This is a genomic window from Streptomyces sp. NPDC048612 (assembly GCF_043199295.1).
Lineage (GTDB): Bacteria > Actinomycetota > Actinomycetes > Streptomycetales > Streptomycetaceae > Streptomyces.
In genome coordinates, this window is record NZ_JBICVV010000022.1 from 14,121 (window position 1) to 39,952 (window position 25,832).

Sequence of the window (25,832 nt, forward strand, 5' to 3'; positions counted from 1 at the left end):
CGGCGGCCGGGGCGGCCGGCCGCGTTGCCATTGTCGTGCCCGCGCTGGTGGCCGTCCGTTGCCGGGCGGGCCGTCGTTCAATCTACTGGCCGTGGGCCGCCGCTATGTCCGGTGCGGACAACGCAACACGCGCACTTCTCCCGAACGGAACATGCCAGACCCGCCCGGCCGCCCCTAGCCTGCGAGAACAACACCTTTGTACGTCCCCCGTCGCACTCCAGGAGACTGCCATGACCGAACTGTCCGGAGGCCCGGCCCTCCCCCAGGAGCGTCGCGTCGTCACTGCGATCCCCGGCCCGAAGTCGCAGGAGCTGTGGGCCCGTAAGCAGGCCACGGTGGCCGGTGGCGTCGGCGCCGTGCTGCCCGTGTTCGTGAAGCGCGCGGGCGGCGGCGTCCTGGAGGACGTGGACGGGAACTCGCTGATCGACTTCGGCTCGGGCATCGCGGTGACCTCGGTCGGCAACAGCGCGGAGGCGGTCGTCCGCCGGGCCACCGCGCAGCTCCAGGCCTTCACCCACACCTGCGCCATGGTGGCGCCGTACGAGCCGTACATCGAGGTCTGCGAGCAGCTGGCGGAGCTGACGCCGGGCGACCACGCGAAGAAGTCGGCGCTGTTCAACTCCGGCGCCGAGGCGGTCGAGAACGCCGTCAAGATCGCCCGGGTGCACACCAAGCGCCAGGCGGTCGTCGTCTTCGACCACGGCTACCACGGCCGGACGAACCTGACGATGGCGCTCACCTCCAAGAACATGCCGTACAAGCAGGGCTTCGGGCCGTTCGCGCCCGAGGTCTACCGCGTCCCGGTGGCCTACCCCTACCGCTGGCTGACCGGCCCGGAGAACTGCGCGCAGGAGGCCGCTGAGCAGGCCATCTCGCAGATCACCAAGCAGATCGGCGCGGAGAACGTCGCGGCGATCATCATCGAGCCGGTGCTCGGCGAGGGCGGCTTCATCGAGCCGGCCAAGGGCTTCCTCCCGGCGATCGCCGCCTTCGCCAAGGAGAACGGGATCGTCTTCGTCGCGGACGAGATCCAGTCCGGGTTCTGCCGCACGGGCCAGTGGTTCGCGTGTGAGGACGAGGGCATCGTGCCGGACCTGATCACGACCGCGAAGGGCATCGCCGGCGGTCTGCCGCTGGCGGCCGTCACCGGGCGCGCGGAGATCATGGACGCGGCGCACGCGGGCGGTCTGGGCGGCACCTACGGCGGCAACCCGGTGGCCTGTGCCGCAGCGCTGGGCTCGATCGAGACCATGCGCGAGCAGGACCTCAACGCCAAGGCCCGCCGGATCGGCGAGATCATGAAGCCGCGGCTGAACGCGATCGCCGAGAAGTACGACATCGTCGGCGAGGTCCGCGGCCGTGGCGCGATGATCGCGATCGAGCTGGTCAAGTCCGGTTCCAAGGAGCCCAACCCGGAGGCCACCGCCGCGCTGGCCAAGGCCTGCCACCAGGAGGGCCTGCTGGTGCTGACGACCGGTACGTACGGCAATGTGCTGCGCTTCCTGCCGCCGCTGGTCATCGGCGAGGACCTGCTGGGCGAGGGCCTGGACATCCTCGAGGGCGCCTTCGCCTCGCTCTGAGCGGCGCTCCGCACCTCCGCACGGCGGGTCCGGCGGGAGGAACCCCGGCACGGCCCGGGGCACGGCTCATGTCGTGCCCCGGGCCGTGTCCCGTTTCCCGGGCCGGGACCGTCGCGCCGCCTCCGCATCTCCTCCCCCACCGCCTCCGTTCTGTCCCGCTTTCTGCCCTCATTTCCGCATGGACGCGCGTAGCTGCAGACATGGCGTGAAGAAGATGTGCGGGGGCCATGGCGGCCGGGTGATGCGGCTGTCGGGCGCGCTCCCCGTGCCGTACGGTTTCTGCAGATGAGAGAAACACCCCGCTCGCAGGGGACTGCGGGCGACGCCCGGTCGGCGCTTCCCCGGCTCCGACCAGGCCGTGCCCTCGCGCACGACTCCGGAACCCCCGGTTCCGGGAATCCTCACCGATCGGATGTCCGCCCGCCCCATACCCCCCGGGGCGCGCGGGACACCGGTCAGCCCGGCCGCCTCGGAACCACCCCCCCTGTTCCGAGGCGGCCGAACCCTTTTCCGGGTTCCCCGGGCCCCGTGGCCCCGTCCGGGCGCGGCTCCCGGCGCTTCTCCCCGTGGTGGATCTGCTCCGTCGGCCTGCTGCTCTTCGCCGCCCTCACCTGGCAGGTGGCGGCCCACGGTCCGCTGCGCACCCTCGACGAACGGCTCGGCCGGGCGCTGGCCGCCGACGGTCATCTCCCCACCGGGCTCGCCGAGTTCTGCGCCGACCTCGGCAACACGGCCGTGGCGCTGCCGGTGTTGTGTGCGGTGATGGTGTGGGCCGGGTGGCAGGGGTGGCGGGCCAGGAGCCGTGGGGTGCCCGAGGGGGAGGAGCCCGTGCGCTGGTGGCTGCCGCCGCTCGCCGCCGGTCTGGCGATGGCGGCGGTGCCGGCGCTGGTCGTGCCGCTGAAGCTGTGGCTGGCGCGGCCGGGTCCGCCGCCGATGGCGGGCGGTGCGCACGACGGCTTCTATCCCTCGGGCCATGGCGCCACGGCGGCGGTGGCCTACGGCGTGGCCGCGCTGATGGTGCTCCGTAGGGGACGGCGGGCGGGACGGCTGTTCGCGCCGGTGGTCGTGGCCGTGGTGGCGCTGCTCAACGGGGCCGTCGGCCTCGGTCTGGTGCGCCGGGGCTATCACTGGCCGCTGGACGTCCTCGGCAGCTGGTGTCTGGCCGGGGTGCTGCTCGCGGTGTGGTGGGCGGCGTGCGACCGGTGGGCGGGGACGAGGACCGGGCGGGCGCCGGACGGCCGATGACGGACGGGGGCGGACGGCTCGCGGCCGCCCGCCCCCGTCGCGCCGGACGCAGGCGGTCGGGGCGTCAGCTGTCGAAGCCCAGGCCCACCTTGTCCATGGCCTTCAGCCACAGGTTGCGGCGGCCGCCGCGGCTGTCGGCCCGGGTCATCGACCACTGGGTGATCCCGATGCCGGCCCAGCGCAGCGGCTCGGGCGGGAACGGCAGCGGCTTGCTGCGGACCATCTCCAGCTCCGTGCGCTCGGTGCGCTCACCGGACAGCAGGTCGAGCATCACCTCGGCGCCGAAGCGGGTGGACCCCACGCCGAGGCCGGTGTAGCCGGCGGCGTAGGCGACCCGGCCGGCGTGGGCGGTGCCGAAGAACGCGGAGAAGCGGGAGCAGGTGTCGATGGCGCCGCCCCAGGAGTGGGTGAAGCGCAGCCCCTCCAGCTGGGGGAAGCAGCGGAAGAAGTGCCGGGCGAGCTTCTCGTAGGTGGCCGGGTGGTGGTCGTACTCGGCCCGGACGCCGCCGCCGTAGCGGTAGACGATGTCGTAGCCGCCCCACAGGATGCGGTTGTCGGCGGTGATGCGGAAGTAGTGGAAGTGGTTGTTGGAGTCCGAGAGGCCCTGGCGGTTCTTCCAGCCGATGGCGGCGAGCTGCTCCTCCGAGAGCGGCTCGGTCATCAGGGCGTGGTCGTAGACCGGGACGATGTACGGGCGGACCCGCTTGACCAGGGACGGGAAGGCGTTGGTGCCGAGCGCGACATGGCGGGCGAAGACCCGGCCGTAGGGGGTGCGGACGGCCGTGCCCGCGCCGTCGGAGGCCAGGTCGGTGGCCGGGGTGCGCTCGTAGACGCGGACGCCGAGGTCGAGGCAGGCCTGCTTCAGGCCCCAGGCGAGCCGGGCCGGGTTGAGCATGGCGACGCCGTCGCGGTCCCACAGTCCGGCACGGAAGGTCGGCGAGTCGACCTCGGCGCGCAGCGCGTCCTCGTCGAGGAAGGTGTGCCGGTCCAGGCCGATTCCGGCGGCGTCCTCGGCGAACTCCTTGAGTTCGGCGATCTGGTGGGGCTCGGTGGCGATGTCGATCTCGCCGGTGCGCTCGAAGGCGCAGTCGATGCCGTAGCGGGCCACGGCCTCCTCGATGGCGTCGAGGTTGCGGATGCCGAGCTGTTCGAGGGTGGCGAGTTCGCCGGGCCAGCGGGCCAGGCCGTTGCCGAGGCCGTGGGTGAGGGAGGCGGCGCAGAAGCCGCCGTTGCGTCCGGAGGCGGCCCAGCCGATCTCGGCGCCCTCGACGAGGACGACATCGCGCTCGGGGTCACGCTCCTTGGCGATCAGCGCGGTCCACAGGCCCGAGTAGCCGCCGCCGACGACCAGCAGATCGCAGGTCTCGTCGCCGACGAGGGCGGGCCGGGCGGCCGGCCGGTCCGGGTCGGCCAGCCAGAAGGGGGTGGGTTCGGCGTCCGCGAGCGCGTGCGCGGCGGACGGGGTCATGGCAGCTCGTGCCATGGTTCTCAGCTCCTCTTGCTCCTTTTGCGGGCCCCGGCCAGCTGGCCGACGACTACACACAACACGGCGACCAGGAACATCGCCGTGCCGATGACGTTGATCTGAACGGGCGTGCCGCGCTGCGCCGAGCCCCAGACGAACATGGGGAAGGTCACGGTGGAGCCGGCGTTGAAGTTGGTGATGATGAAGTCGTCGAAGGACAGGGCGAAGGACAGCAGCGCACCGGACGCGATGCCGGGGGCGGCGATCGGCAGCGTCACCCGCAGGAAGGTCTGGAGGGGTGAGGCGTAGAGGTCCTGGGCGGCCTGTTCCAGGCGCGGGTCCATGCTCATCACCCGGGCCTTGACGGCGGTGACGACGAAACTCAGGCAGAACATGATGTGCGCGATGAGGATCGTCCAGAAGCCGAACTGGATGCCCATGTTGAGGAAGAGGGTCGCCAGCGAGGCGGCCATGACGACCTCGGGCATCGCCATCGGCAGGAAGATCAGGGTGTTGACGCCGGCGCGGGCGCGGAAGCGGTAGCGGGCCAGCGCGAAGGCGATCATGGTGCCCAGGGCGGTCGCGCCGACGGTGGCCCACAGCGCGAGCTGGAGGCTCAGGCCCAGCGAGCCGCACAGGTCGGCGACGCCGCACGGATCGCGCCAGGCGTCCGTGGAGAAGCGCTGCCACTGGTAGTTGAAGCGGCCGTTGGGCTTGTTGAAGGAGAAGACCAGCACCACGAGGTTGGGCAGGATCAGATAGCCCAGCGTGCACAGGCCGGCGAGGGTGACGAGGTTGCGGCGCAGCCAGCGCAGGGCCCGGTTCGGGGTGCGGGCCGCGGTGGCTTCGGTGGTCTCGTGGACGGCCATCAGACCAGGTCCTCCGTCCCGGACTTGCGGATGTAGAGGGTGACCATGGCGAGGATGGCCGCCATGAGGATGAAGGACAGGGCGGCGGCGGTCGGGTAGTCCAGTACCCGCAGGAACTGCGACTGGATGACGTTGCCGATCATCTTCTGGTCGGTGGAGCCCAGCAGTTCGGCGTTGATGTAGTCACCGGCGGCCGGGATGAAGGTGAGCAGGGTGCCGGCGACGACTCCGGGCATGGACAGCGGGAAGGTCACCCGGCGGAAGGTGGTGGCCGGGCGGGCGTAGAGGTCGCCGGCGGCCTCGTGGAGGCGCGGGTCGATGCGCTCCAGCGAGGTGTAGAGCGGCAGCACCATGAACGGCAGGAAGTTGTAGGTCAGTCCGCAGACCACGGCGAGCGGGGTGGCCAGCACCCGTTGTCCCTCGGTGAGCCCCAGCCAGCTGGTGACGTCCAGGACGTGCAGCGAGTTCAGCAGGCCGACGACCGGTCCGCCGTCGGCGAGGATCGTCTTCCAGGCGAGCGTGCGGATCAGGAAGCTGGTGAAGAACGGGGCGATGACCAGGATCATCACCAGATTGCGCCAGCGGCCGGCCTTGAAGGCGATCAGGTAGGCCAGCGGGTAGCCCAGGAGCAGGCAGAGCACGGTGGCGGTGGCGGCGTAGGCGACGGAGCGGACGAACTGCGGCCAGTACTCGCCGAGCGCGTCCCAGTAGGTCGCGAAGTGCCAGGTGACCTTGAAGCCCTCTTCGAGGGAGCCGGTCTGGACCGAGGTCGACGCCTGGTAGACGAGCGGGGCGGCGAAGAAGACGATGAGCCAGAGGATGCCGGGCAGCAGCAGCCAGTAGGGGACGAGCCGTTTGCGGGCGGGGGTCTTGCGCACTTCCAGGGGGGCCGTCCCGGCCGCTCCGTCCGGTGGTGCGGGCGTCTCGGTGGTGGTCACGCGGCCTCCTCGTCGAGGTCCGCGCCGGCCTGGATGTCCTGGGCGGCGTCCAGTCCGAAGGTGTGCGCCGGGCTCCAGTGCAGGACGATGTCGGCGCCGGGTACCAGGCGCCCGTCGCGCTCGACGTTCTGCTCGTAGACGGCGAGTTCGCCCAGGCCGGGCACCTCGACGACGTACTGGGTGGAGACGCCGATGAAGCCGGCGTCCTTGATGCGGCCGGACAGCCGGTTGCGGCCGTCGGCGACCGCGTCGGCGTCGTCGCCGTGCGTCAGGGAGACCTTCTCGGGCCGTATGCCGGCCAGCACCTTCTCGCCCTTGCGGGCCGCGGCGCGACATCGGGCGGCGGGCAGCCGCAGCGTCGTGTCCACGGCCTTGAGCAGGAGTTCCTCGCCGCCGGTCTCGACGACCTCGGCCTCGATGAGGTTGGAGGTGCCCAGGAAGTTGGCGACGAAGGTGGTGGCGGGGTTCTCGTAGAGGTCGGCGGGGGCGCCGAGCTGTTCGACCCGGCCGCCGTTCATCACGGCCACGGTGTCGGCCATCGTCATGGCCTCCTCCTGGTCGTGGGTGACATGGACGAAGGTGATGCCGACCTCGGTCTGGATGCGCTTGAGCTCCAGCTGCATCTGGCGGCGCAGCTTGAGGTCGAGGGCGCCGAGCGGCTCGTCGAGCAGCAGTACCTGGGGGTGGTTGATCAGCGCGCGGGCGACCGCGACGCGCTGCTGCTGGCCGCCGGAGAGCTGCTGCGGCTTGCGGCGCGCCATCGGCCCGAGCTGGACCAGGTCGAGCATCTCCTCGACCTGCTTCTTGACGGACTTGATGCCGCGGCGGCGCAGGCCGAAGGCGACGTTCTCGTAGATGTCCAGGTGCGGGAAGAGCGCGTAGTTCTGGAAGACGGTGTTGACCTGGCGCTTGTAGGGCGGCAGCACGGTGACGTCCCGGCCGGACAGCTCGACGGTGCCGGTGGTGGGCTCCTCCAGCCCGGCGATCATGCGCAGGGTGGTGGTCTTGCCGCAGCCCGAGGCGCCCAGGAGCGCGAAGAAGGAGCCCGCGGGGACCGTCAGGTCGAGCGGATGGACGGCGGTGAAGGAACCGTAGGTCTTGCTGATCCCTTGGAGGCGGACGTCGCCGCCGCTGCTCTGGGGGGTCGCGGTGTGGGTCATGTCGGTCGTCCCGTGGGTCGGAGGGCGAAGCGGCTCGGGCGGGCCCGGGGCGTGGGGTTCAGGCGCCGGTGAGGTCGGAGAACTTCTGGGTGAACGCCTTGTTCTCCTTGGCGGACAGCGCGCGGAAGGAGTGGGACCTCTCGGCCATCTCCTTGTCGGGGATGATCAGCGGGTTGTCGGCCGCCTTCTTGTCGATCTTGGCGAGTTCCTCGCGTACGCCCTCCACGGGGCAGACGTAGTTGATGTACGCCGCGATCTTCGCCGCCACCTTCGGCTCGTAGAAGTAGTCGATGAGCCGTTCGGCGTTCTGCTTGTGACGCGCCTTGTTCGGGACCATCAAGTTGTCGCTGGAGGTCATGTAGCCGGCCTTGGGGACGGCGAAGGCGATGTCCGGGTTGTCGTTCTGGAGCTGGACGACGTCGCCCGCCCAGGCCACACAGGCGGCGAGGTCGCCCTTGTCCAGGTCGGTGGTGTAGTCGTTGCCGGTGAAGCGGCGGATCTGCTTGGCGTCCACGCCCTTCTGGAGGCGGGCTATCGCCGCGTCGTAGTCGTCGGCGGTGACGTCCTCGGGCTTCTTGCCCATGTCCAGAAGGGTCAGTCCGACGCTGTCGCGCATCTCGGAGAGGAAGCCGACCCGGCCCTTGAGCTTCGGGTCCTCCAGCAGCTGGCTGACCGAGTCGACCGTGCGGCCGCCGGTGGCCTTCTTGTTGTACGCGATGATCGCCGGGATGCCCTGCCAGGGGTAGGAGTGCGCGCGGCCGGGGTCCCAGGCGGGGTTGCGGAACTGCGGCGAGAGGTGGGTGTAGGCGTGCGGCAGGTTGGCCGGGTCCAGCGACTCGATCCAGCCGAGGGAGATCATCCGTGCGCACATCCAGTCGGTGAGCACGATCAGGTCGCGGCCGGTGTCCTGGCCGGCCGCCAACTGCGCCTGGATCTTGCCGAAGAACTCGTCGTTGTCGTTGATGTCCTCGGTGTATTTGACCGCGATGCCGGTGCGTTCGGTGAAGCGCTCCAGGGTGGGCCGGTGCTTGCCGTCGTCGCTGACGTCCATGTACTCGGTCCAGTTGGAGAAGTTGATCCGCTTCTCCGCCCTGGAGTGGTCCGTGGACCGGCCGGCGTCCGTACGGCCGGCGGGCGGGATGCCGCAGGCCGCGAGGGAACCGAGGCCGCCGACCGCGGCCGCGGTGGCGGCGCCCGCGCGCAGCAGGGAGCGGCGGGTCATGGCGAGCCGGCCGTCGGTCAGGCTGCGGCGCACGGCGGCGAGTTCGACCGGGGACAGGGGTTCGGGCTGCTCGTGGTGCTCCATGCGCGGTGCCCTTTCAGGGGGTGAGCCCGGCGCTCGGCCGGTGGTGACGATGCCGCGCGGCCCGGCCGCGGGGTGGGGGCCCGCGGGTGGGGCCGGTGGGGGGCTCGGTGGTGCCGGCGGGGCGTCCCTCAGGGGCGGTCCCCGAAGATCGTGCGGTGCCAGTCCTTGCGGGCGACGCCGGTGTTGTCGTACATGACGTGCTTGACCTGGGTGTACTCCTCGAAGGAGTAGGCCGACATGTCCTTGCCGAAGCCGGACGCCTTGGCTCCGCCGTGCGGCATCTCGCTGAGGATCGGGATGTGGTCGTTGACCCAGACACAGCCCGCGTTGATCTCACGGGTGGCGCGGCCGGTGCGGTAGACGTCCCGGCTCCAGGCGGAGGCGGCCAGCCCGTAGGGGGTGTCGTTGGCCAGCGCGATGCCCTCGTCGTCGCTGTCGAAGGGCAGCACGACCAGCACCGGGCCGAAGATCTCGGACTGCACGATCTCGCTGTCCTGCGCGGCGCCGGCGATCAGCGTCGGCCGGTAGTAGGCACCCTTGGCCAGCTCGCCGCCGGGCGCCTCGCCGCCCGTGACCACCGTGGCGTAACCGCGCGCCCGGTCGACGAAGCCGGCCACCCGGTCGCGCTGGGTGTGCGAGATCAGCGGGCCCAGGTCGGTGGACGGGTCGAAGGGGTCGCCGAGCCGTACGGTCGCCATCAGGTCGGCGACGCCGCTGACGAACGCGTCGTAGAGCGGACGCTGGACGTAGGCGCGGGTGGCGGCGGTGCAGTCCTGGCCGGTGTTGATCAGCGAGCCGGCGACCGCGCCGTGGACGGCGGCCTCCAGGTCGGCGTCGTCGAAGACCACGAACGGAGCCTTGCCGCCGAGTTCGAGGTGCAGCCGCTTGACCGTGCCGGTGGCGATCTCGGCGACCCGCTTGCCGACCGCGGTCGAGCCGGTGAAGGAGGTCATCGCGACGGCGGGGTGGCCGACCAGGCGCTCACCGGCGTCCCGGCCCGCCCCGGAGACGATGTTCAGCACTCCGTCGGGCAGGCCGGCGCGCTGGGCGGCCTGGGCGAACAGCAGCGAGGTGAACGGGGTGATCTCGGCCGGCTTGAGGACAATGGTGTTGCCCGCGGCGATGGCCGGCAGCACCTTCCAGGCGGCCATCTGCAGCGGGTAGTTCCACGGCGCGATGGAGCCGACCACGCCGATCGGCTCGCGGCGGATGACGGAGGTGTGGTCGGCGCTGTACTCCCCGGCCGCCTTGCCCTCCAGGTGGCGGGCGGCGCCCGCGAAGAAGGCGGCGTTGTCGATCGAGCCCGGTACGTCGAACTCCTCGCTGAGCTTGATCGGCTTTCCGCAGTTCAGCGATTCCGCGTGGGCGAGGTCGGCGGCGTCCTCGGTGAGCGCGGCGGCGAAGCGGTGCAGGGTGTCGGAGCGCTCCCCCGGGGTGGCGCCGCCCCACTCGGGGAACGCCTGCCGGGCGGCCTCCACGGCCGCGTCGACGTCCGCGGTCCCCGCGAGTTCGTAGGAGTACACGGTCGCGCCGGTCGCCGGGTCCACGACGTCCTGGGTACGGCCGGAGCTGCCGGAGCGGAGACTCCCCGCGATGAATTGCGCGCCCTCGGCGAACCGCTCGGTGACATCGAATCGGTGATCCATGGTGCTCTCCTCCGCCGGGGCGCCGGGGCCGCTCGGCGGCTCTGTCGGGCGTAGCTATTTCCGGAATCGATGGCTGATCTTGGCAGAGGAGCAGAGCCTCAACAAGGGATTCCGTTGTTGCCTTTTGGTTACGCGACGGATTACGCGTTTTCCTCCGCAGGAGCCCCGACACGTTGTCAGTGCCCGCTGACAGAATCCCGGCATGATGCACGACAGCACGGGGATCACCACGGGGGACGCGGCCGAAGGCGCCGCGGACGGTCCGCGCTCGGTCGAGGAGCTGCGGCGGGCGGCGGCCGCCGGGAAGCGCGCCAAGTACGTCCACTTCTGGGGCCACGGCCCACGGCGGGACGGCAGCCTCGGCGCGAGCTGTTTCAGCCAGTGGTGGCCCGCCCCCTTCACGGTCGACGGGGTCCGGTACGCCACCGCCGAGCACTGGATGATGGCCGGCAAGGCCCGGCTGTTCGACGATGCGGAGGCGGAGCGGCAGGCGCTCGCGGCGGGCCACCCCAAGCAGGCCAAGGACGCCGGGCGCCGGGTGCGCGGCTTCGACGAGGAGACCTGGCGGCGGCACCGCTTCGGCCTGGTCGTCGAGGGCAGCGTCCAGAAGTTCGGCCAGGACCCCGCGCTGCGGGAGTACCTGCTCGGCACGGGCTCCCGGGTGCTGGTCGAGGCCAGCCCGCTGGACCGGATATGGGGCATCGGCCTCGCGGCCGACGACGAGCGGGCCGGCGATCCGGCGCGCTGGCGGGGTCTGAACCTGCTGGGCTTCGCGCTGATGGCGGCCCGGCAGCGGCTGCGGGAGGCGGGCGGTGCGGAGCCGCTGCGTTAGCCCCGGTCCGGTCCCGCGCCCCCACGCCCCCACCGCCCTCCCGGCGCCGCATAGCATGGCTGGGCCGTTCCGCGCACCGTGCGCCCCTTTGACCAGGAGGAACCGTTGTCCGATCTCGATGCCTTCATCGCGGGCCTGCCCAAGGCGGAGCTGCACGTCCACCACGTCGGATCGGCCTCGCCCCGTATCGTCTCCGAGCTGGCGGCGCGGCACCCCGACTCCGCCGTCCCCACCGACCCCGAGGCGCTGGCCGACTACTTCACCTTCCGCGACTTCGCGCACTTCATCGAGGTCTATCTCTCCGTCGTGGACCTGATCCGCGATGCCGAGGACGTCCGGCTGCTGACGTACGAGGTCGCCCGGGACATGGCACGGCAGCAGATCCGCTACGCCGAGCTGACCCTCACCCCGTTCAGCTCGACCCGCCGCGGTATCCCCGACGGCGCGTTCGTCGAGGCCATCGAGGACGCCCGCAAGGCGGCGGAGGCGGAGCTGGGCGTGGTGCTGCGCTGGTGCTTCGACATCCCCGGTGAGGCGGGGCTGGAGGCCGCGGAGGAGACCGCCAGGATCGCCTGTGACCTGCAGCCCGAGGGCCTGGTCTCGTTCGGTCTGGGCGGCCCGGAGATCGGGGTGCCGCGCCCGCAGTTCAAGCCGTACTTCGACCGCGCCCGCGCGGCCGGTCTGCACTCCGTCCCGCACGCCGGGGAGACCACCGGCCCCGGCACGATCTGGGACGCCCTCAACGACCTGGGCGCCGAGCGCATCGGCCATGGCACCAGCGCCACCCAGGACCCCCGGCTGCTGGCCCATCTCGCCGAGCACCGCATCCCGCTGGAGGTCTGCCCCACCTCCAACATCGCCACCCGCGCGGTGCGCACCCTGGAGGAGCACCCGCTCAAGGAGATGGTCGCGGCGGGCGTGCCGGTCACCATCAACAGCGACGACCCGCCGATGTTCGGCACGGACCTCAACACCGAGTACGCCGTCGCCGCCCGGCTGCTGGGGCTGGACACCGACGGCCTGGCCGGCCTCGCCAGGAACGCCGTCGCCGCGTCCTTCATGGACAACGCCGCCAAGGCCCGGCTGACCGCCGAGATCGACAACTACACCGCGACGTGGCGCGGCTAGCGCCGGAGGCCATGGCGCCCGCGGCAGGTTCGGATCAGCCCCCCTGCGCCTGACGGGTGCCGCGGTAGGCGATGACCACGAGCGTGAGGACGGCGAGCACGGCGGCGCCGATGAGGAGCGTGGGCGGTGCGAAGAGCCCGGTGCACAGGGTGATCACGTAGGGGGCGAGGAAGCCCAGGTATGCCAGCGCCCAGAAGGAGGAGGTCAGCCGCGCCAGCCGGTGTGTGGGCGCGAGGGCGGCGACCTCGGTGAGGCCGTAGGCGACACACAGGCCGTAGCCCGCGCCGAGCACCGTCGACGCGAGCAGGGCGACCAGGGGCCGGGCCTGCGCCGCGGCGAGCGCGGCGATCAGCATCCCGAGGGCGACGGCGGCCAGTCCGATGACGCCGGTGGCGATGCGGTGCCGGGCGGCCAGCGCGCGTGCGAAGGGCGCCACCAGGATGCCGGCGCCAGGGGTGACGGCGGTGATCACACCGGCGTAGACGGTCTGCAGGCCCGCCAGGTCGGCGTCGACCAGACCGGGCAGCGTGGCGAAGGCCACCGCCGGGGCGATGAACACCCACGGCGCCACGGGGGCGACCAGCCTGCGGAACTCGGCCGCCGCGGCACGCTGTTCGCGCTGCGCGCCGGGCGCGGGAGCCGCCGAGCCCCTGCGGGGGTGAGCCGGTGAGGTCTCCGGGGCGCGGGCCGCGCAGAGCGCGGCGGCGGCGGAGAGGACCAGGTGCGGGACATAGGCGGTGACCAGAGGGTACGGCGCCCACTGGGCGATGAGGGAAGCGGCCGGGCCGCCGGTCGCGAAGCCGGCGGACAGGAACAGGCCGGAACGGCGGGCCGCCACCCCCGGGTTGGGGGCGGTGCCGTACGGGGCCGAGGACAGCTCCTTGATCCACGCGCCGCCCGCCGACAGCAGGGCACCCGCACCGATCCCGGTGAGGAAGCGTCCGGGCCACAGGAAGGCGGAGGCGGCGGGGCCGAGCATCAGCAGACAGGTGGCCAGAGCCGAGGTGCCCAGCGCGAGAAGAACGAGGGGGCGGCGGCCCCGCCGGTCGGCGAGGGGGCCGCCCAGCAGCAGGCCGGGGAGGAGTCCCAGCACGTAGATGCCGAACAGAGCGGTGGTGGTGGCCGTGGTCAGGCCCAGTTCGCTGCGGTAGGAACCCAGCAGTGCGGAGAACTGGTTGGCGCTCCAGCCGGAGGCCGTCATCACCCACCCCGCGCTCAGCCAGTACCGGCGTGCGGGCGCGGGTGTGCCCGAGCCCGTCGGCGGAGTGGGGGTGAACGCTGCGGGCGGGGTGGCCGGGGCGGTGTGCTTGCTCATGCCGACCGTTGTACGGGCCGGGCGGGTCCCGGCGCCGCCCCCGTTCAGGAATCCTGAACGCCCTCGTGACCAGGCGCAGCGCGGTCGTACCGTGGCCCGTATGGATCTGCGGAAGCTGTCCTCCTTTCTGGCGGTGGTCGAGGAGGAGCACTACGGACGGGCGGCCGCCCGGCTCTTCCTGTCGCCGGCCGCCGTCACCCTGCATGTACAGCAGCTGGAGCGGGAGTTCGGCACCCGGCTGCTGGACCGCGGCAACCGCCCCGTCGTCCCGACCGCCGCCGGACGCCGGCTGGCCTCCCACGCCCGCGCCCTGCTCGCCGCGGCAAACGCGGCCGTCGAGGACGTGACCGGGGCCGCCCTCGCTCCGCCGGCGGCCGACCGCGTCCTCCGGGTGGGCATCATGGGTCACGGCTCGGCCGAGGTCACCCCGGCCGCCGTCAACGCCTTCCGCCGCGCCCGCCCCGAAGTGCCGCTGGAACTCGTCCAGTTGAACTTCACCGAACACCTCAGTGCGCTGCGTGAGGACCGCGTGGACGTGGCCTTCGTCCGCCCCGCCTTCGAAGCCGAGGGCCTGGCGGTGGACATCCTCACCTCCGAACAGCGGATCGTGGCGGTCCCGGCCCGTTCCCACCTCGCGGACGCCGCCGGGACCGGTGTCCACCTGGCCGACGTCATCGACCTGCCCTACCTGCAGCTGCCCCGGCACACGCCGCGCGACTTCACCGACTACCTGTACTTCGAGTCCGGCGGACACCGCGCACCCGACTGCGCCCTCACCCCTCAGGACATCCTCACCAGCGTGGCGGCGGGCCGTGGCGCCGGCTCCGGACTCGCCTCCTTCGCGCGCTACTACCCCTGGCCCGGCACCCGGTACGTACCGGTACTGGACGCCCCTCGTGCGCACAGCGTGCTGGCCACCCGCACCACCGATCCCCACCCGGAAGTGCGCGTCTTCCGTGCCCTGACGGTGGCCCTGGCGCGCGAGATGGGCGTGACCGGTACCGCGTCCTCCGGGTAGCTCCGGTGGCGGCGGTATCCGGACGGAACAGAAACGGACTGTTGTTCCGCGACGATCTGTTCCGTTCGAGGGGATCATGCACATCAAGGGGGAAACATGCGTACAAAGCTGGCCGGCCTGATCGGGATGGTCGCCCTGGCCGTCGTCTTCGGGACCGGAGCGGTGGTGCACCACTCCGAGGCCGACGGGGCCGGGAAGGGTGTGCAGATTCTGGCCACCAATGAGGGGCCGGGCTCCGGCCACCAGTGAGGGGCCGGGCCGGCCGGCCGGTCCGTGCCCTACGCCTGTGTGCTGCAGCAGAAGGAGCCGAGCGTGCAGCACACAGGCGCACGGTCGGGCGAGCGCAGGGCGGCCCGGGGGATGTTCATGGCGGCGAAGAGTTCCTCGGCGCTGCGCAGGTGCTCCCGGGAGACCTCGTGCCGTCCCAGCGACTTCTCGGCCTTCGCCATGCCGTGCAGTCCGTACGCCATGCCCATGCGGTAGCCGATGCTCAGTGCCCTCTGATGGGCACTCCGGTGCAGGCCGAGCGCCTTCTCGTGGTCCCCTCCGCGCTGGTGGACCAGTCCCGCGATGTTCTCGACCTCGCACTGCCAGGTCACCGTGCCCAGCGGGCCGACGAGCGCGAGTGCCTGATCGAGGTACGTCATCACCTCGTCGCTCTGTCCGCTCCGCTGGTGGAGAACGGCCCGCAGCGCCAGGGACATGGCCCGGTTCCTGGGCATCGCGGACTCCTCGCCGAGCGCCAGGGCCCGGTCGAGGTACCGCTGTGCCGCCGCGTCGTCGCCTCCGCCCAGGTGCGCGATGACCAGGTCGTTGAGGGCGGCCACCTCGTGCTCCTGCTCCCCGACCTCCCGGCACAGCATGACGGCCCGTTCGGCGGCGGAGACCGCTTCCGTGGTCCGGCCGTGCCACAGGTGCAGGGTGCTGAGATTGCACAGGGCGATGGACTCCCGTCTGGGGGTTCCGAACTCGCGGTGCAGCCCGATGCCCTGCAGCAGGAGGTCGTACCCCTCGGAAAGGCCGCCCAGCACGATGCGTGCCCAGCCGAGCAGGTCCAGGAAGGCCGCCTCACTGACGGGGTCCCCGTGCGACCGGGCCACCCGCAGACCCTCCTCCGCCGCCTCCGCCGCCAGCCGGAACTCGCCGAGTATCTGATGGGCCGAGGCCAGGTTGGCCAGGCTCAGGCACAGGGCCTGGGTGTCGGCCGCCCGGCGGGCCGCGGCCACCGCGACCTCCGCCAGCTCCCGGAAGTCCCGGATGGCCCCCTGCGCGTGCAGGTGGAGCACCGTGTTCCTGGCCAGGTAGCTGGCCAGCCGGTGGAAGTCGTGCCGCTGCCCCAGCCGGACGGTGGCCTGAAGGGCCCTGCTCTCCCGCTCGTACCACCGGCGGGCGGTCTGTGCGGTGCGCAGCGCGGGCAGCCCCGGCGCGCTGCCGGTCGGAGCGGACGCGTACTGGCGCAGGCCGGGAAACAGAATCCGGCACGCCTCATTGGTGGCGCCCAGGTAGTAGTTCATCAGCCGGCCGACCGCGGTGTCCTTCTCGTGCCGCACGGAGTCGTCCCAGAGGCTGCGGGCGAAGCTGCGGATGAGGTCGTGGAAGGAGTACCGCCCCGCCTCGTGCTGCTGCAGCAGCTGCGAGTCGAGCAGGTCCTCCAGCATCTGCTCCGCGTCCTTGGGCGTCATGTCCGTGAGGGCCGCGGCCGCGTGAGGGTCGAAGTTCGGCCCGGGGTGCACTCCGAGGAGCATGAACGCCCGGCGGTGCTCCTCGCCCAGGGCCTCGTAGGAGAGCTGGATGGTCGTGGCGACGCTGCGCTCGGTGGAACGCAGCTCCGTGAGCAGGGCGTCCTCCTCGCGGAGCCGGTCGACGAAGTACTGCAGCGTCCAGCGGGGGCGGTTGTGGAGCCTGGCCGTGGCGATGCGCAGGGCGAGCGGCAGATGCCCGCAGAGGGTGGCCAGTGACTTGGCGGCTTCGGGGTCGGCGGCCACGCGTTCCTCGCCCAGCGTCCGGGTGAGCAGCGCCGCGCTGTCCTGCGGCGGCAGGGTACCCACCGATATCCAGTGGGCCCCGTCGAGGTCGAGCAGGCGGCAGCGGCTGGCCACGAGGACCAGGCACTCGGACGTGACGGGCAGCAGCGGGCGTATCTGGGCGGCTTCGGCCGCGTTGTCGAGGACGAGGAGCAGTCTCCGCGAGGCCGAGGCGGCCTGCCACATGGCGAATCGGCTCTCGGTGTCGTCGGGGACGGCACCGGCGGGTGTTCCGAGGGCGCGCAGCAGGATGCGCGTCGCCTCCTCGGGTACCAGGGGATGTTCCCCCGGGGTGAAGCCGCGCAGGTCGATGTAGAGCTGCCCGTCCGGATACGCGGCGGCCAGGCGGTGGGCCGCACGCACGATGAGGGTGGTCTTGCCCGCGCCGCCCATCCCGTCGACGGCGACGATCCGCACCCCCTGGCCCGCCTGTCCCCGGTCGAGCAGGGCCGTGAGCTCCAGGTGACGTCCGGTGAAGTCCGGTAGTTCGTACGGCAGGGTGCACGGGGCGCTCTCGGTGGCCCACGCCCCCTCGGACGGCCGGAGGGCAGGAGCCGCGGGCGCCGGTGAGGGCGTGTCCAGTTCGGGGCTGGCCCGGAGAATCTTCTCGAACAGGCCGGCCAGGTCCGAGCAGGGACTGATCCCGAGCTCGTCCGCCAGTAAGTCCCTTACGGCAGCGTATTCGTGGAGGGCCTCGGCCTGCCGTCCGGTGCGGTACAGGGCGAGCATCAGCTGGCCGCGCAGGCCCTCGCGCAGCGGGTAGGCGGCGACGTACTCGCGTAACTCGCTGACGAGGTCGCTGTCCTCGCCCAGCTGGAGTCTGAGCGCGAAGAGCTCCTCCACCGCGGCCAGGCGCCGTTCCTCCAGCACGGTGGACGCCGCGTCGAGGACCGGTCCGCCCGTCCCATTCAGCACCGGGCCACGCCACCTCGCCAGGGCCTGCCGCAACTCCCCTGCCGCCGCGCCGAGTTCGCCCTCCGAGCGGTCGGAAGCGGCCCGCTGGACATGGTGCGAGAAGAGGTGCAGGTCGACCTGGAGCGGCTGCACGGACACCCGGTAGCCGGCGTCCTCGGTCACGATCAGCGCCGGTCCCCCGGGGATGCGCCGCCGGAGGTCGGCAACGGCTTTGCGCACCTGCTGCTTGGCGGTATCGGGTGCGGATTCTCCCCAAGCCGTCTCGATGAGGCGCTCGATGGACACCGTCCGTCCGGACTCCAGGAGCAGGTACGTCAGAATGCGCTCCTGAAGCGGCCCGCCGAGCTTGATCCGATGCCCGTCAGCCAGGCATTCCAGAGATCCAAGAACGTTGAACCGCAGCCCGCGGTTTTCCGCGCCCGTCACTGTGCACCCCCCTTGTGCTGACTGGAAGATACCAGGCCAAACACCCACAGCGACAGCTTCGGGCGGCTGCCGCAGCGAGCGGTATCGGACCGGTAGGTGAGCGGTATCGCCGCCCGGCAGGCTTCTCGCAGCCACCGGAAGTGGCGCTCTACCAAGCATCGCGAGGCATCCACCGGTGCCGGAGGCGGCGGCCCCGGAATGCGCTCGGAACGAAATTCCTGCGCAATCCACGACGCCGGCAATTCCTGCGAAGCAATTCGACACAAGGGAGTCAGGGAAATGGCACTTGCGACCACTGTCGCCAGCTGTCTCGTATGCGACACCGAATTCGAGGTGCGCGACGACTGGGAAAAGGGTGAGATCACCGAGTGCGGGGCCTGCGGCCAGGAGCACGAGGTCGTCGAGAAGTCCGCGACGGGCATACGCCTGGACCTCGCCCCCGAGGTGGAAGAGGACTGGGGCGAGTGACGACCTCCGACCAGGTCCTGCTCTCGGTCACGATGCTGCGCCCGGAGGAGAAGCTGCTCCTCGGCGCACTGCGTGACCAGGGTCTGACGGCGCGACCGCTGCTCATGGAGGATCTGGCCGAGATCGTGGCGGGCCACCCCGGCCCGCCCGCTCTCGCCCTGATCAGAAACCTTTCCCACCGGGACGCGATCAGCGTCTCCCGCCGCCTGGAACACGCCGGAGTCCCCACTCTCAACCGCGCGGCGACGATCGAGACGTGCAACGACAAGGGACTGCAGTCGCTGCTCTTCGCGCAGCACGGAATTCCGCACCCCGACACCCGGCACGCCTTCAGCCTCGACCAGGTCCGCAAGACCGTCGCCGACATGGGCATGCCCGCCGTGGTCAAGCCGGTCAGCGGTTCCTGGGGGCGGGGTGTCAGCAAGATGACCCACCTCGACTGCGTGGAGGCGTGGGCCGCGGGCCGCGAGTCCACCGACGCCATGGGAAAGCAGTTCCCCGTCGTCGTGCAGGAGTACATCGACAAGCCCGGCCACGATCTGCGGGTGGTGGTCGTCGGGCGGACCCCGGTGGTGGCCATCCAGCGGGTGTCGGACGACTGGCGCACCAACACCCACCTGGGCGCCGAGGTCCGTCGCGTCGAGGTCACCGTGGAGATGGAGAAGCTCTGCGGCCAGGTCGTCGACGCCCTCGGCCCCGGCTTCTACGGGGTGGACCTGGTCGAGGACCGGTCCACGGGCGGGCTGCTCGTGCTCGAAGTGAACGCCAATCCCGAATTCGCCCGTTCCTCCGCCCAGCACGGAGTGAACGTGGCCGGCCACCTCGCCGCCTACGTCGCGGAGACCCTCACGGCCTCGGCCGTGTGACACGGAGAAACCCATGGAACTGTTCGACACCGCTACGGTGCTCGCCCGCGTCCTCACCACTGGCGTGGTCATGAGCATCGAGAAGAGCGACCGGGAACTGCCCGGACTGGAACGACTGCTGACCAAGCAGACCGGACGCGCACGGGCCGTGCTCGTCAACAGCCGTACCGCCGCGGTCCACGCGGCGCTCGCCGGCCAGGGCATCGGCCACGGCGACACCGCCGCCGTCCCCGAACCGGACGCCGCGCTCGGCCGCTTCCTCAACTGGCTCGGCGTCACCGCCGGGGCCCCGGGGCCGGCCGCGTGCGACTACGTGTCGCTGGATTCCGCGAACGCCGACCAGCTGGGCGAGCTGACCCGGGCATCGACCGCCCCCGCTCTGGTCGTGGACCTCACCGGGCTCGGCTTCGGGCCGGCCGCCGCCGTCCTCACCGACGACGACAGGGTCTGGGCCCGCGCCGAGCGGCTGAAGATCTTCGGCGCCTACGACCTGCGGACGATGTGGACGCAGGAGGAGGCCGACGCCTCGCTGGTGCCCGGGGTCCAGTTCAACTACCGGCTCAGCCCCCTCGTGGCCGCCTGCGTGCGGATGGCCCTGACCCAGGCGGCACGTCCCGCCACTCCCACCGGAGCACGCTCATGATCACTGATTTCCCGGCAGCCCCGCTGCCCCTGCCCGACCCCGCCGAACTCACCTCCGAACTCGCCGCCCTCGGCGGCGAGGCCCTGATCCCCAAGGCGTCGCGCCGGACCCTCTTCCCGGTCATCACCAAGGAAGACGTCTTCAACCTGATGCTCGCCCAGCGGCAGGCGCCCGGGAAGGTCGTCGCCGACTTCGCCGAGGCGTACCGCTCCTACGTCGGTGCGGCACACGCACTGCCCACGGCCAGCGGCACCTCCAGCCTGCACATGGCCCTCGTGGGCGCCGGTGTACAGCCCGGCGACGAGGTCATCGTGCCGGCGTTCACCTTCATCGCGACCGCGCAGGCCGTCGTCGCCGCGCACGCGGTCCCGGTGTTCGTCGACATCGACCCGGTCACCTACTGCATGGACCCCAAGGCCGCGGCCGCCGCGGTCACCGACCGCACCCGCGCACTGATGCCGGTGCACGTGCACGGCCTGCCCGCCGATGTGTCGGCCCTGCGCACCCTCGCCGACCGGCACGGCATCGCCCTCGTCGAGGACGCCTCGCACGCCCACTCGGCGAAGGTCGGCGAGCAGGTGGCCGGTTCCATCGGAGACGCCGCCGGCCAGAGCCTGATGGCCGACAAGAACTTCCCGCTCGGCGGCGAGGGCGGCATCGCGTTCTTCGCCACCGAGGAGAGCTTCGACCGGGCGCTGGCCTACCTGGAGCGGCACGGCATCGACTACGGCATGTCGTGGGTCGCTGCGGCCTTCGGCGCCAGCCAGCTCAAGCGGCTGCCGTACTACGACGAGATCCGGGCACGCAATGCCGCGCTGCTCGGCGAAGTCCTCGCCGAGACCGGCCTGTTCACCCCGCCGCACGTCCCGAGCGGGCACGTCCACGCGTACAACATGTACCGCACCACCCTGCACCCCGAGGCCGTGGGCCTGGGCGACATCCCGGTGTTCGCGGTCAAGGAGGCCGTGCACGAACTCCTGGTCGCCGAGGGCGTCCCGGCCCGCGAGTGGCAGAACACCCCGATTCCGTGCCACCTGCCGTTCCAGCACCGGGACGGCTTCGGCAACGGCTACCCGTTCACCCTCAACCCCGGTGCCGTGCGCAACCACCGGCCCGAGGACTTCCCGGTCACCCTCGGCATGCTCGACAGCACCCTCGTCCTCTGCCGCGAGCTGCGCTCCCCGGTGGAGTACGAGCGCATCCTCCGGTACGCCGACGCCTTCCGTAAGGTCGCCCGCCGCCCGGACGCCATTCGCAAGCTCGTCGAGACCCGCGACTACAGTCGCCCCTACGACAAGGCGGCCCGCCTTGGCTGAGGCAGCGCACGAGAAGCTCCGCGTCGCCGTCCTCGGCGCCAGCGGCTACACCGGCGGCGAGGTGATCAGGCTCCTCCTGGAGCACCCGCAGGTGGAACTCGCGTTCCTCTCGGCGGAGCGCGCCGCGGGCACCACCGTCGGCAGCAGCCACCCCTGGCTGCGCAACCACCCCAAGGCGGCCGGTCTCACGTTCCGGCCGCTGGCCGAGCTCGCGGACACCGACACCGTCGATGTCGCCTTCGGCTGCCTGCCCACCGGCGCGCTGCCCGCGCACCTGCCGCTGGTCGCCGACCGGGCCAAGCGCGTGCTGAACCTGGGCGGTGACTTCCGGCTGCGCGACGCGAAGGAGGTCAGCAGGCACTACCCGGGGACGGCGTCCCACCCGCCGCTGGAGGACTTCGCCTACTACGTACCGGAGTTGAGCCCCGAAATCCCCGAGAGCAGGTTCGTCAGCCTGCCCGGGTGCATGGCCGTCACCACGGTCTACGCCCTGTACCCGCTGTTCGCCGGCGCCGGTCCGCTGGTCGCCGACCGGGTGGTGGTCGACGCCAAGACCGGGTCCACCGGCGGCGGCCGCGGGAGCGGCGAGCCGCCGGCCGAGCGCAGTGGCAACTTCCGGGTGCACAAGCTGCACGGCCACCGGCACGCGCCGGAGGTCCAGCAGGCCCTCGCCGACTTCACGGGCGCCGCTGTCGATCTGCGGTTCTCCACGCACAGCCTGGACGTGGCGCGCGGCATCATGGTGACCGCCTACTCCGAACTGCGGCCCGGGGTCACCGCCCTGGACGTCAAGCGCGCCTACGCCAAGGCGTACGTGGGCAGGCCGTTCGTGCGGGTCCGCCCGGCGCCCAAGGCGCCGCAGGACTTCCCGATGCTCAAGGCCGTCACCGGCTCCAACGTCGCCGAGGTGGCGGTCGCCGTCCGCGACGGTCAGTGCGTCACGGTGGCCGCCCTCGACAACCTGATCAAGGGCGCGGCGGGCCAGGCCATCCAGGCCATGAACCTCATCCACGGCTTCGACGAGGCGGCCGGGCTGCCGGTCACGGCGGTGTCGCCATGAGCCGGCCGCTGTATGTCATCAAGGCCGGCAGTGCCACGCTCGACCGCGAGGCCGTCCACAAGGAGATCGCCGATGTCGCCGCCCGCGGCGCCCGGGTGCTCCTGGTGGCGGGCGGGGCCACCGGCATCGAACGCCACTACGCCGCCATCGGCCGCCCGGTCCCCACGCTCCGGCTGACCAACGGCGACGTGGTGCGCTACTGCCCTCCCGAGGAGATGGACCACCTCGTCGACGCCTACGAGCGGGTCACCCTGCCCGCCGTGGAACGGGGCCTGCGGGCCCTGGGCCTGCGGGTGTTCACGGCCGTCGGTGCGCGCGGCGGCCTGGTCGCCGGCCGGAGCAACCGCCCGCTGAAGGCGCTGTCGGCCGAAGGCCGCCCCGTCGTGGTCCGGGACCACCGGGCGGGGGTGCCCGCCGAGGTCGACTCCGCGGCGCTGAACGCCCTGCTCGACACGTACGACGTGGTCTGCCTGTCCCCACCGGTCGCGGACCGGGACGGCGGCGCTCCGCTGAACGTGGACGCCGACGTGCTGGCCGCGGTGCTCGCGGTCGCCCTGGACGCCGACCACCTCCGGCTGGTCACCGGCACCGCGGGGCTGCTGACCGACCCGGACGTGCCGGACTCGACGCTGCGCGACGCCTACCCGGGCGACGGGGCGCGGTACGCCGGCGGACGCATGCGGCAGAAGGTGCGCGCAGCCGAGATCGCCCTGGAGGGCAGCAGCGCCGACGTGGCCATCACCGGCCCGCACACCATGGGCGAGCCGTCCGGGTGGACCCGGTTCTGGCGCACCCGGGGGCCCGCCGACGACCTCGACCTGCTCACCCGCGCGGTCTGTGTGCCCTCGGTCTCCGGCGACGAGGCGGAACTCGCCTCCTGTCTCACCGAGTGGTGCCGCGAGCGGGGCATCGAGGCCCATGTCGACCCGGCGGGCAACCTCGTCGCGTCCCGGGGCACCGGTGCGCGGCGGCTGCTGCTCCTGGGGCACCTCGACACGGTCCCGCACCGCCGGCCCGCCGAGTGGCGGGACGGTGAGCTGTGGGGGCGCGGCAGCGTCGACGCCAAGGGCAGCCTCGCCGCCTTCCTGGAGGTGCTCGCGGACGCCGCCGTGCCCGAGGACGGCCAACTGACCGTGATCGGCGCGGTGGAGGAGGAGATCTCCTCCTCGAAGGGCGCGTTCCACGTCCGCGACCACCATGCGGCCGACGCGGTCGTCATCGGTGAACCCAGCGGCTCGGGGAAGCTGACCCTCGGCTACTTCGGGCTCTTCAAACTGGCGGTGACCGCCTCGGTGCCCACCGGTCACTCGGCCGGCATGGACGCGGTGTCGGCCCCGGACCGCCTGATCCGCGTCCTCGGGGAGATCCGCGCGTCGGTCCTCGCGCAGGCGCCCGAGGCACTCAGCGCGGTCATCGACATCCGCTGCGAGCGCGGCCGGGAACACGACCGGGCCCACGGAACCCTCAACTTCCGGGTGCCGCCGGGAGCCGATCTGGAGGCGCTGCGCACCGCCGCGCTCCGGCACGCCGGCGACGGCGTCGGGATCGAGGCGCTGCGGGCCACACCGGGCCACCAGGGCGGCCGCTCGGGCCCGCTGGCCAAGGCCTTCGTCCGGGCCTTCGCCGAGGCCGGGGTCCGGCCCCGGTTCGTGGTGAAGAAGGGGACGTCGGACATGAACACCCTGGCGACCACCTGGCACGACGTGCCGATGGTGGCGTACGGGCCGGGCGACTCCGCCCTCGATCACACCGACGAGGAGCGCATCGGCGGCGAGGAGTACCGCACCGCCCGCGCGCTGCTCGCCGACGCGGTGAGCCGCTGGTTCGCTCTTCCGGAAGGGAGCCGGCGATGACCGCCGTACTCGACAGTCCCGCCGGCGCCGGGGTGCTCGCCGCCACCCTGGCCGAACGGGCCCTGGAGGCCCGGCGGCTGGTCGTCGACATGGCGGCGTCCGAGCGCGGCTGCCATCTGGGCGGCAGCCTGTCGGTGCTCGACATCCTCATCGCCGCCCTGCACCGGGCCTCGGCCGGCGACGGCACGGAGGTCGTGCTGAGCAAGGGGCACGCCGCCGCGGGCCTGTATGCCGCGCTGCACGTCAGCGGCGTGCTGCCGGAGAACCCCGCGCCGCTGTACGGCCAGGCGGGCCGGCCCTACACCGGCCATCCGGGCCCCAAGGTGCCCGGTGTCCGGTTCCCCACCGGGAGCCTCGGACACGGCGTCCCGTACGCGGCGGGCTGGGCCCTGGCCCGCCGGATCGGCGCACGGAGCGGCCTGGGCATCGCCGTCGCGGGCGACGGCGAGCTCCAGGAGGGGCTGGTCTGGGAGACCTGCCAGGTGGCGGCGGCGCGCGAGCTGGGCAACTTCGTGCTCGTCGTGGACCGCAACGGCGGGCAGAACGACGGGCTCGTCGCGGACATCTCGCCGCTGCCGCACCTCACCCAGCGGTTCGCCGCCTTCGGGTTCGAGGCCGTGGAGGCCGACGGGCACGATCTGGCCGCCCTGACCGAGCTGTTCGCCGCGGACCGGTCGGCCGCCCGCCGCCCGCTCGCCGTCATCGCCCACACCGTCAAGGGCAAGGGCGTGCCGGCGGTGGAGGGCAGGGCCGGCTCTCATTACGTGACCATCGACGCCGTGCGCGCCGCGAAGTGGAAGCGAGCGATCCGATGACCCTCTCCGGTCGTGACGCCTACCGGGACGAGCTGACCGCCCTCGCCGCGGAGGACACCGCCGTCGTCTGCCTGGAGGCGGACCTCGGGGGCAAGAAGCACCCCTTCCAGACCGCCCACCCGGACCGGTTCTTCAACCTGGGTATCGCCGAGGGCGCGATGGTCGACATGGCAGCGGGGCTGGCGGCCGGCGGGTACAAGCCGTTCGTCAGCACCTTCGCCCCCTTCGCGGCGCTGCGCGCGGCGGAGAGCCTGAAGCTGACGCTGGGCTACCTGAACGCCGGGGTCACCGTCGTGGCGCCGTACGCGGGCGTGTCCGGTGCCTGGTTCGGCACCACCCACCACTGCCTGGAGGACCTCGCGGTGCTCCGCAGTATCCCCGGCGTGACCATCGCGGCCCCCTACGGCGAGGCCGAGATGCGGGCGGTGGTCCGGTCCGCGGTGCGCAGCGGCAGGCCGCACTACATCCGCACGGGCCGGAATGCAGCGGACGAGTCGCTGCCCCTGCCCGGCGCCGGAATCCCCCTGGTCAACTGGGAATCCGCGGCGGAGCCCGAGGACGTCTGCCTGGTCTCGGTGGGCGAGGAGGGCACCCGCCTGGCGCTGGCCGCCCGCTCCGCCACCGGGGTCTCCCACGCGCATCTGACCTATGTGGACCACACGCATCTGGCCGAGGCGGCCGCGGAACTGGCGGGCCGGCACACGCGGTTCGTCGTGGTCGAGGAGCACCGCGGTCAGGGCGGAGTGGCCGAGGCGCTCGCGCTGCTGCTGCCCCGCTGCGAGGTGGCGGGTGTGAACGCGGGCCACGACTGGCCCGCCGAGGGCGGCGACCACCACGAGGTCATGGCCCGCCTCGGCTTCGATCTGCCCGCCGTGCTGTCGGCGGTGGCCCGGATGCGCTCCGGCGCCCCGGGTCCGGTACTCACGGGCGGCCGCGTCAGCTGA

The 25,832-nt window shown here is 72.1% G+C and carries 22 protein-coding genes; 14 read left to right on the forward strand and 8 right to left on the reverse strand.

The features are described 5' to 3' along the window. Positions 1-230 precede the first annotated feature (230 nt). A complete protein-coding gene (gene gabT / locus ACGFN2_RS27600) occupies positions 231-1,580 on the forward strand; it encodes a 4-aminobutyrate--2-oxoglutarate transaminase (RefSeq protein ID WP_362604128.1) in 1,350 nt (449 codons plus the stop codon). Positions 1,581-2,108: 528 nt separating this feature from the next. Then, positions 2,109-2,825, forward strand: coding sequence for a phosphatase PAP2 family protein (locus ACGFN2_RS27605; protein WP_393365107.1), 717 nt, complete (start codon positions 2,109-2,111; stop codon positions 2,823-2,825). 64 nt (positions 2,826-2,889) lie between these two features. Here the strand turns inward: ACGFN2_RS27605 and ACGFN2_RS27610 are convergent, their stop codons facing one another. From ACGFN2_RS27610 to ACGFN2_RS27635, 6 genes are all read right to left on the reverse strand, one after another. Then, entirely contained in the window at positions 2,890-4,308 is a 1,419-nt protein-coding gene (locus tag ACGFN2_RS27610) for an FAD-dependent oxidoreductase (RefSeq protein WP_362604131.1), read from the reverse strand. Positions 4,309-4,313: 5 nt separating this feature from the next. After that, positions 4,314-5,159 carry an ABC transporter permease gene (locus ACGFN2_RS27615; protein ID WP_362604133.1) on the reverse strand — a complete coding sequence of 282 codons (846 nt, stop codon included), beginning with the start codon at positions 5,157-5,159 and terminating at the stop codon, positions 4,314-4,316. Continuing rightward, the gene (locus ACGFN2_RS27620; RefSeq protein WP_393365110.1) at positions 5,159-6,097 is read right to left on the reverse strand and encodes an ABC transporter permease; all 939 of its coding nucleotides are present in this window, start codon (positions 6,095-6,097) and stop codon (positions 5,159-5,161) included. The genes ACGFN2_RS27615 and ACGFN2_RS27620 overlap by 1 nt, the downstream gene beginning before the upstream one ends. Beyond that, entirely contained in the window at positions 6,094-7,257 is a 1,164-nt protein-coding gene (locus ACGFN2_RS27625; protein WP_393365112.1) for an ABC transporter ATP-binding protein, read from the reverse strand. Before ACGFN2_RS27625 ends, ACGFN2_RS27620 begins: the two co-directional genes overlap by 4 nt. 58 nt (positions 7,258-7,315) lie before the next feature. Continuing rightward, positions 7,316-8,563, reverse strand: coding sequence for a spermidine/putrescine ABC transporter substrate-binding protein (locus ACGFN2_RS27630; RefSeq protein WP_393365114.1), 1,248 nt, complete (start codon positions 8,561-8,563; stop codon positions 7,316-7,318). Between the two features lie 128 nt (positions 8,564-8,691). Continuing rightward, positions 8,692-10,209 carry a gamma-aminobutyraldehyde dehydrogenase gene (locus ACGFN2_RS27635; RefSeq protein WP_393365116.1) on the reverse strand — a complete coding sequence of 506 codons (1,518 nt, stop codon included), beginning with the start codon at positions 10,207-10,209 and terminating at the stop codon, positions 8,692-8,694. A 202-nt stretch (positions 10,210-10,411) separates the two neighbouring features. Between ACGFN2_RS27635 and ACGFN2_RS27640 the strand changes: the two genes are divergently transcribed. Further along, positions 10,412-11,041 (forward strand): NADAR family protein, encoded by a 630-nt coding sequence (locus ACGFN2_RS27640; RefSeq protein ID WP_362604142.1) that lies wholly within the window; start codon positions 10,412-10,414, stop codon positions 11,039-11,041. A 105-nt stretch (positions 11,042-11,146) separates the two neighbouring features. Continuing rightward, positions 11,147-12,169 carry an adenosine deaminase gene (locus ACGFN2_RS27645; protein WP_362604144.1) on the forward strand — a complete coding sequence of 341 codons (1,023 nt, stop codon included), beginning with the start codon at positions 11,147-11,149 and terminating at the stop codon, positions 12,167-12,169. 34 nt (positions 12,170-12,203) lie between these two features. On the opposite strand, the gene ACGFN2_RS27650 is transcribed toward ACGFN2_RS27645, so the two are convergent. Next, positions 12,204-13,484, reverse strand: coding sequence for an MFS transporter (locus ACGFN2_RS27650; protein WP_393365118.1), 1,281 nt, complete (start codon positions 13,482-13,484; stop codon positions 12,204-12,206). 100 nt (positions 13,485-13,584) lie between these two features. On the opposite strand from ACGFN2_RS27650, the gene ACGFN2_RS27655 reads away from it, so the two are divergent. Continuing rightward, positions 13,585-14,502 (forward strand): LysR substrate-binding domain-containing protein, encoded by a 918-nt coding sequence (locus tag ACGFN2_RS27655; protein WP_393365120.1) that lies wholly within the window; start codon positions 13,585-13,587, stop codon positions 14,500-14,502. Positions 14,503-14,598: 96 nt separating this feature from the next. Further along, positions 14,599-14,751 carry a hypothetical protein gene (locus ACGFN2_RS27660; protein ID WP_362604150.1) on the forward strand — a complete coding sequence of 51 codons (153 nt, stop codon included), beginning with the start codon at positions 14,599-14,601 and terminating at the stop codon, positions 14,749-14,751. 29 nt (positions 14,752-14,780) lie between these two features. Here ACGFN2_RS27660 and ACGFN2_RS27665 read toward each other — a convergent pair whose 3' ends face one another. Further along, the gene (locus tag ACGFN2_RS27665) at positions 14,781-17,867 is read right to left on the reverse strand and encodes a BTAD domain-containing putative transcriptional regulator (RefSeq protein ID WP_393365123.1); all 3,087 of its coding nucleotides are present in this window, start codon (positions 17,865-17,867) and stop codon (positions 14,781-14,783) included. A gap of 279 nt (positions 17,868-18,146) precedes the next feature. Between ACGFN2_RS27665 and ACGFN2_RS27670 the strand changes: the two genes are divergently transcribed. Genes ACGFN2_RS27670 through ACGFN2_RS27705 form a run of 8 tightly spaced genes read left to right on the forward strand, consistent with a single transcriptional unit; the run spans position 18,147 to position 25,832 of the window. After that, entirely contained in the window at positions 18,147-18,335 is a 189-nt protein-coding gene (locus ACGFN2_RS27670) for a lysine biosynthesis protein LysW (protein ID WP_362604154.1), read from the forward strand. After that, positions 18,332-19,201: a RimK family alpha-L-glutamate ligase gene (locus tag ACGFN2_RS27675; RefSeq protein WP_362604156.1), complete on the forward strand. Its 870-nt coding sequence runs from the start codon at positions 18,332-18,334 to the stop codon at positions 19,199-19,201. The genes ACGFN2_RS27670 and ACGFN2_RS27675 overlap by 4 nt, the downstream gene beginning before the upstream one ends. 13 nt (positions 19,202-19,214) lie before the next feature. Then, positions 19,215-19,844, forward strand: coding sequence for a degT/DnrJ/EryC1/StrS aminotransferase (locus ACGFN2_RS27680; RefSeq protein ID WP_393365126.1), 630 nt, complete (start codon positions 19,215-19,217; stop codon positions 19,842-19,844). Then, complete coding sequence (locus ACGFN2_RS27685) at positions 19,841-21,160, forward strand: DegT/DnrJ/EryC1/StrS family aminotransferase (protein ID WP_393365128.1); 1,320 nt, start codon at positions 19,841-19,843, stop codon at positions 21,158-21,160. The genes ACGFN2_RS27680 and ACGFN2_RS27685 overlap by 4 nt, the downstream gene beginning before the upstream one ends. Then, complete coding sequence (argC, locus tag ACGFN2_RS27690; protein WP_362604162.1) at positions 21,153-22,220, forward strand: N-acetyl-gamma-glutamyl-phosphate reductase; 1,068 nt, start codon at positions 21,153-21,155, stop codon at positions 22,218-22,220. The genes ACGFN2_RS27685 and argC overlap by 8 nt, the downstream gene beginning before the upstream one ends. Next, a complete protein-coding gene (locus ACGFN2_RS27695) occupies positions 22,217-24,073 on the forward strand; it encodes a M20/M25/M40 family metallo-hydrolase (RefSeq protein ID WP_362604164.1) in 1,857 nt (618 codons plus the stop codon). The genes argC and ACGFN2_RS27695 overlap by 4 nt, the downstream gene beginning before the upstream one ends. Beyond that, positions 24,070-24,888 (forward strand): thiamine pyrophosphate-dependent enzyme, encoded by an 819-nt coding sequence (locus ACGFN2_RS27700; RefSeq protein ID WP_362604166.1) that lies wholly within the window; start codon positions 24,070-24,072, stop codon positions 24,886-24,888. Before ACGFN2_RS27695 ends, ACGFN2_RS27700 begins: the two co-directional genes overlap by 4 nt. Beyond that, positions 24,885-25,832 carry a transketolase gene (locus tag ACGFN2_RS27705; RefSeq protein ID WP_362604167.1) on the forward strand — a complete coding sequence of 316 codons (948 nt, stop codon included), beginning with the start codon at positions 24,885-24,887 and terminating at the stop codon, positions 25,830-25,832. Before ACGFN2_RS27700 ends, ACGFN2_RS27705 begins: the two co-directional genes overlap by 4 nt.

Bases quoted from the DNA above. Each gene is read 5' to 3' on its own strand.
- gabT (WP_362604128.1), top strand. From the start codon at position 231: ATGACCGAACTGTCCGGAGGCCCGGCCCTCCCCCAGGAGCGTCGCGTC.
- ACGFN2_RS27610 (WP_362604131.1), bottom strand. From the start codon at position 4,308: ATGGCACGAGCTGCCATGACCCCGTCCGCCGCGCACGCGCTCGCGGAC.
- ACGFN2_RS27615 (WP_362604133.1), bottom strand. From the start codon at position 5,159: ATGGCCGTCCACGAGACCACCGAAGCCACCGCGGCCCGCACCCCGAAC.
- ACGFN2_RS27625 (WP_393365112.1), bottom strand. From the start codon at position 7,257: ATGACCCACACCGCGACCCCCCAGAGCAGCGGCGGCGACGTCCGCCTC.
- ACGFN2_RS27630 (WP_393365114.1), bottom strand. From the start codon at position 8,563: ATGGAGCACCACGAGCAGCCCGAACCCCTGTCCCCGGTCGAACTCGCC.
- ACGFN2_RS27635 (WP_393365116.1), bottom strand. From the start codon at position 10,209: ATGGATCACCGATTCGATGTCACCGAGCGGTTCGCCGAGGGCGCGCAA.
- ACGFN2_RS27640 (WP_362604142.1), top strand. From the start codon at position 10,412: ATGATGCACGACAGCACGGGGATCACCACGGGGGACGCGGCCGAAGGC.
- ACGFN2_RS27650 (WP_393365118.1), bottom strand. From the start codon at position 13,484: ATGAGCAAGCACACCGCCCCGGCCACCCCGCCCGCAGCGTTCACCCCC.
- ACGFN2_RS27655 (WP_393365120.1), top strand. From the start codon at position 13,585: ATGGATCTGCGGAAGCTGTCCTCCTTTCTGGCGGTGGTCGAGGAGGAG.
- ACGFN2_RS27660 (WP_362604150.1), top strand. From the start codon at position 14,599: ATGCGTACAAAGCTGGCCGGCCTGATCGGGATGGTCGCCCTGGCCGTC.
- ACGFN2_RS27670 (WP_362604154.1), top strand. From the start codon at position 18,147: ATGGCACTTGCGACCACTGTCGCCAGCTGTCTCGTATGCGACACCGAA.
- ACGFN2_RS27680 (WP_393365126.1), top strand. From the start codon at position 19,215: ATGGAACTGTTCGACACCGCTACGGTGCTCGCCCGCGTCCTCACCACT.
- ACGFN2_RS27685 (WP_393365128.1), top strand. From the start codon at position 19,841: ATGATCACTGATTTCCCGGCAGCCCCGCTGCCCCTGCCCGACCCCGCC.
- ACGFN2_RS27695 (WP_362604164.1), top strand. From the start codon at position 22,217: ATGAGCCGGCCGCTGTATGTCATCAAGGCCGGCAGTGCCACGCTCGAC.
- ACGFN2_RS27700 (WP_362604166.1), top strand. From the start codon at position 24,070: ATGACCGCCGTACTCGACAGTCCCGCCGGCGCCGGGGTGCTCGCCGCC.
- ACGFN2_RS27705 (WP_362604167.1), top strand. From the start codon at position 24,885: ATGACCCTCTCCGGTCGTGACGCCTACCGGGACGAGCTGACCGCCCTC.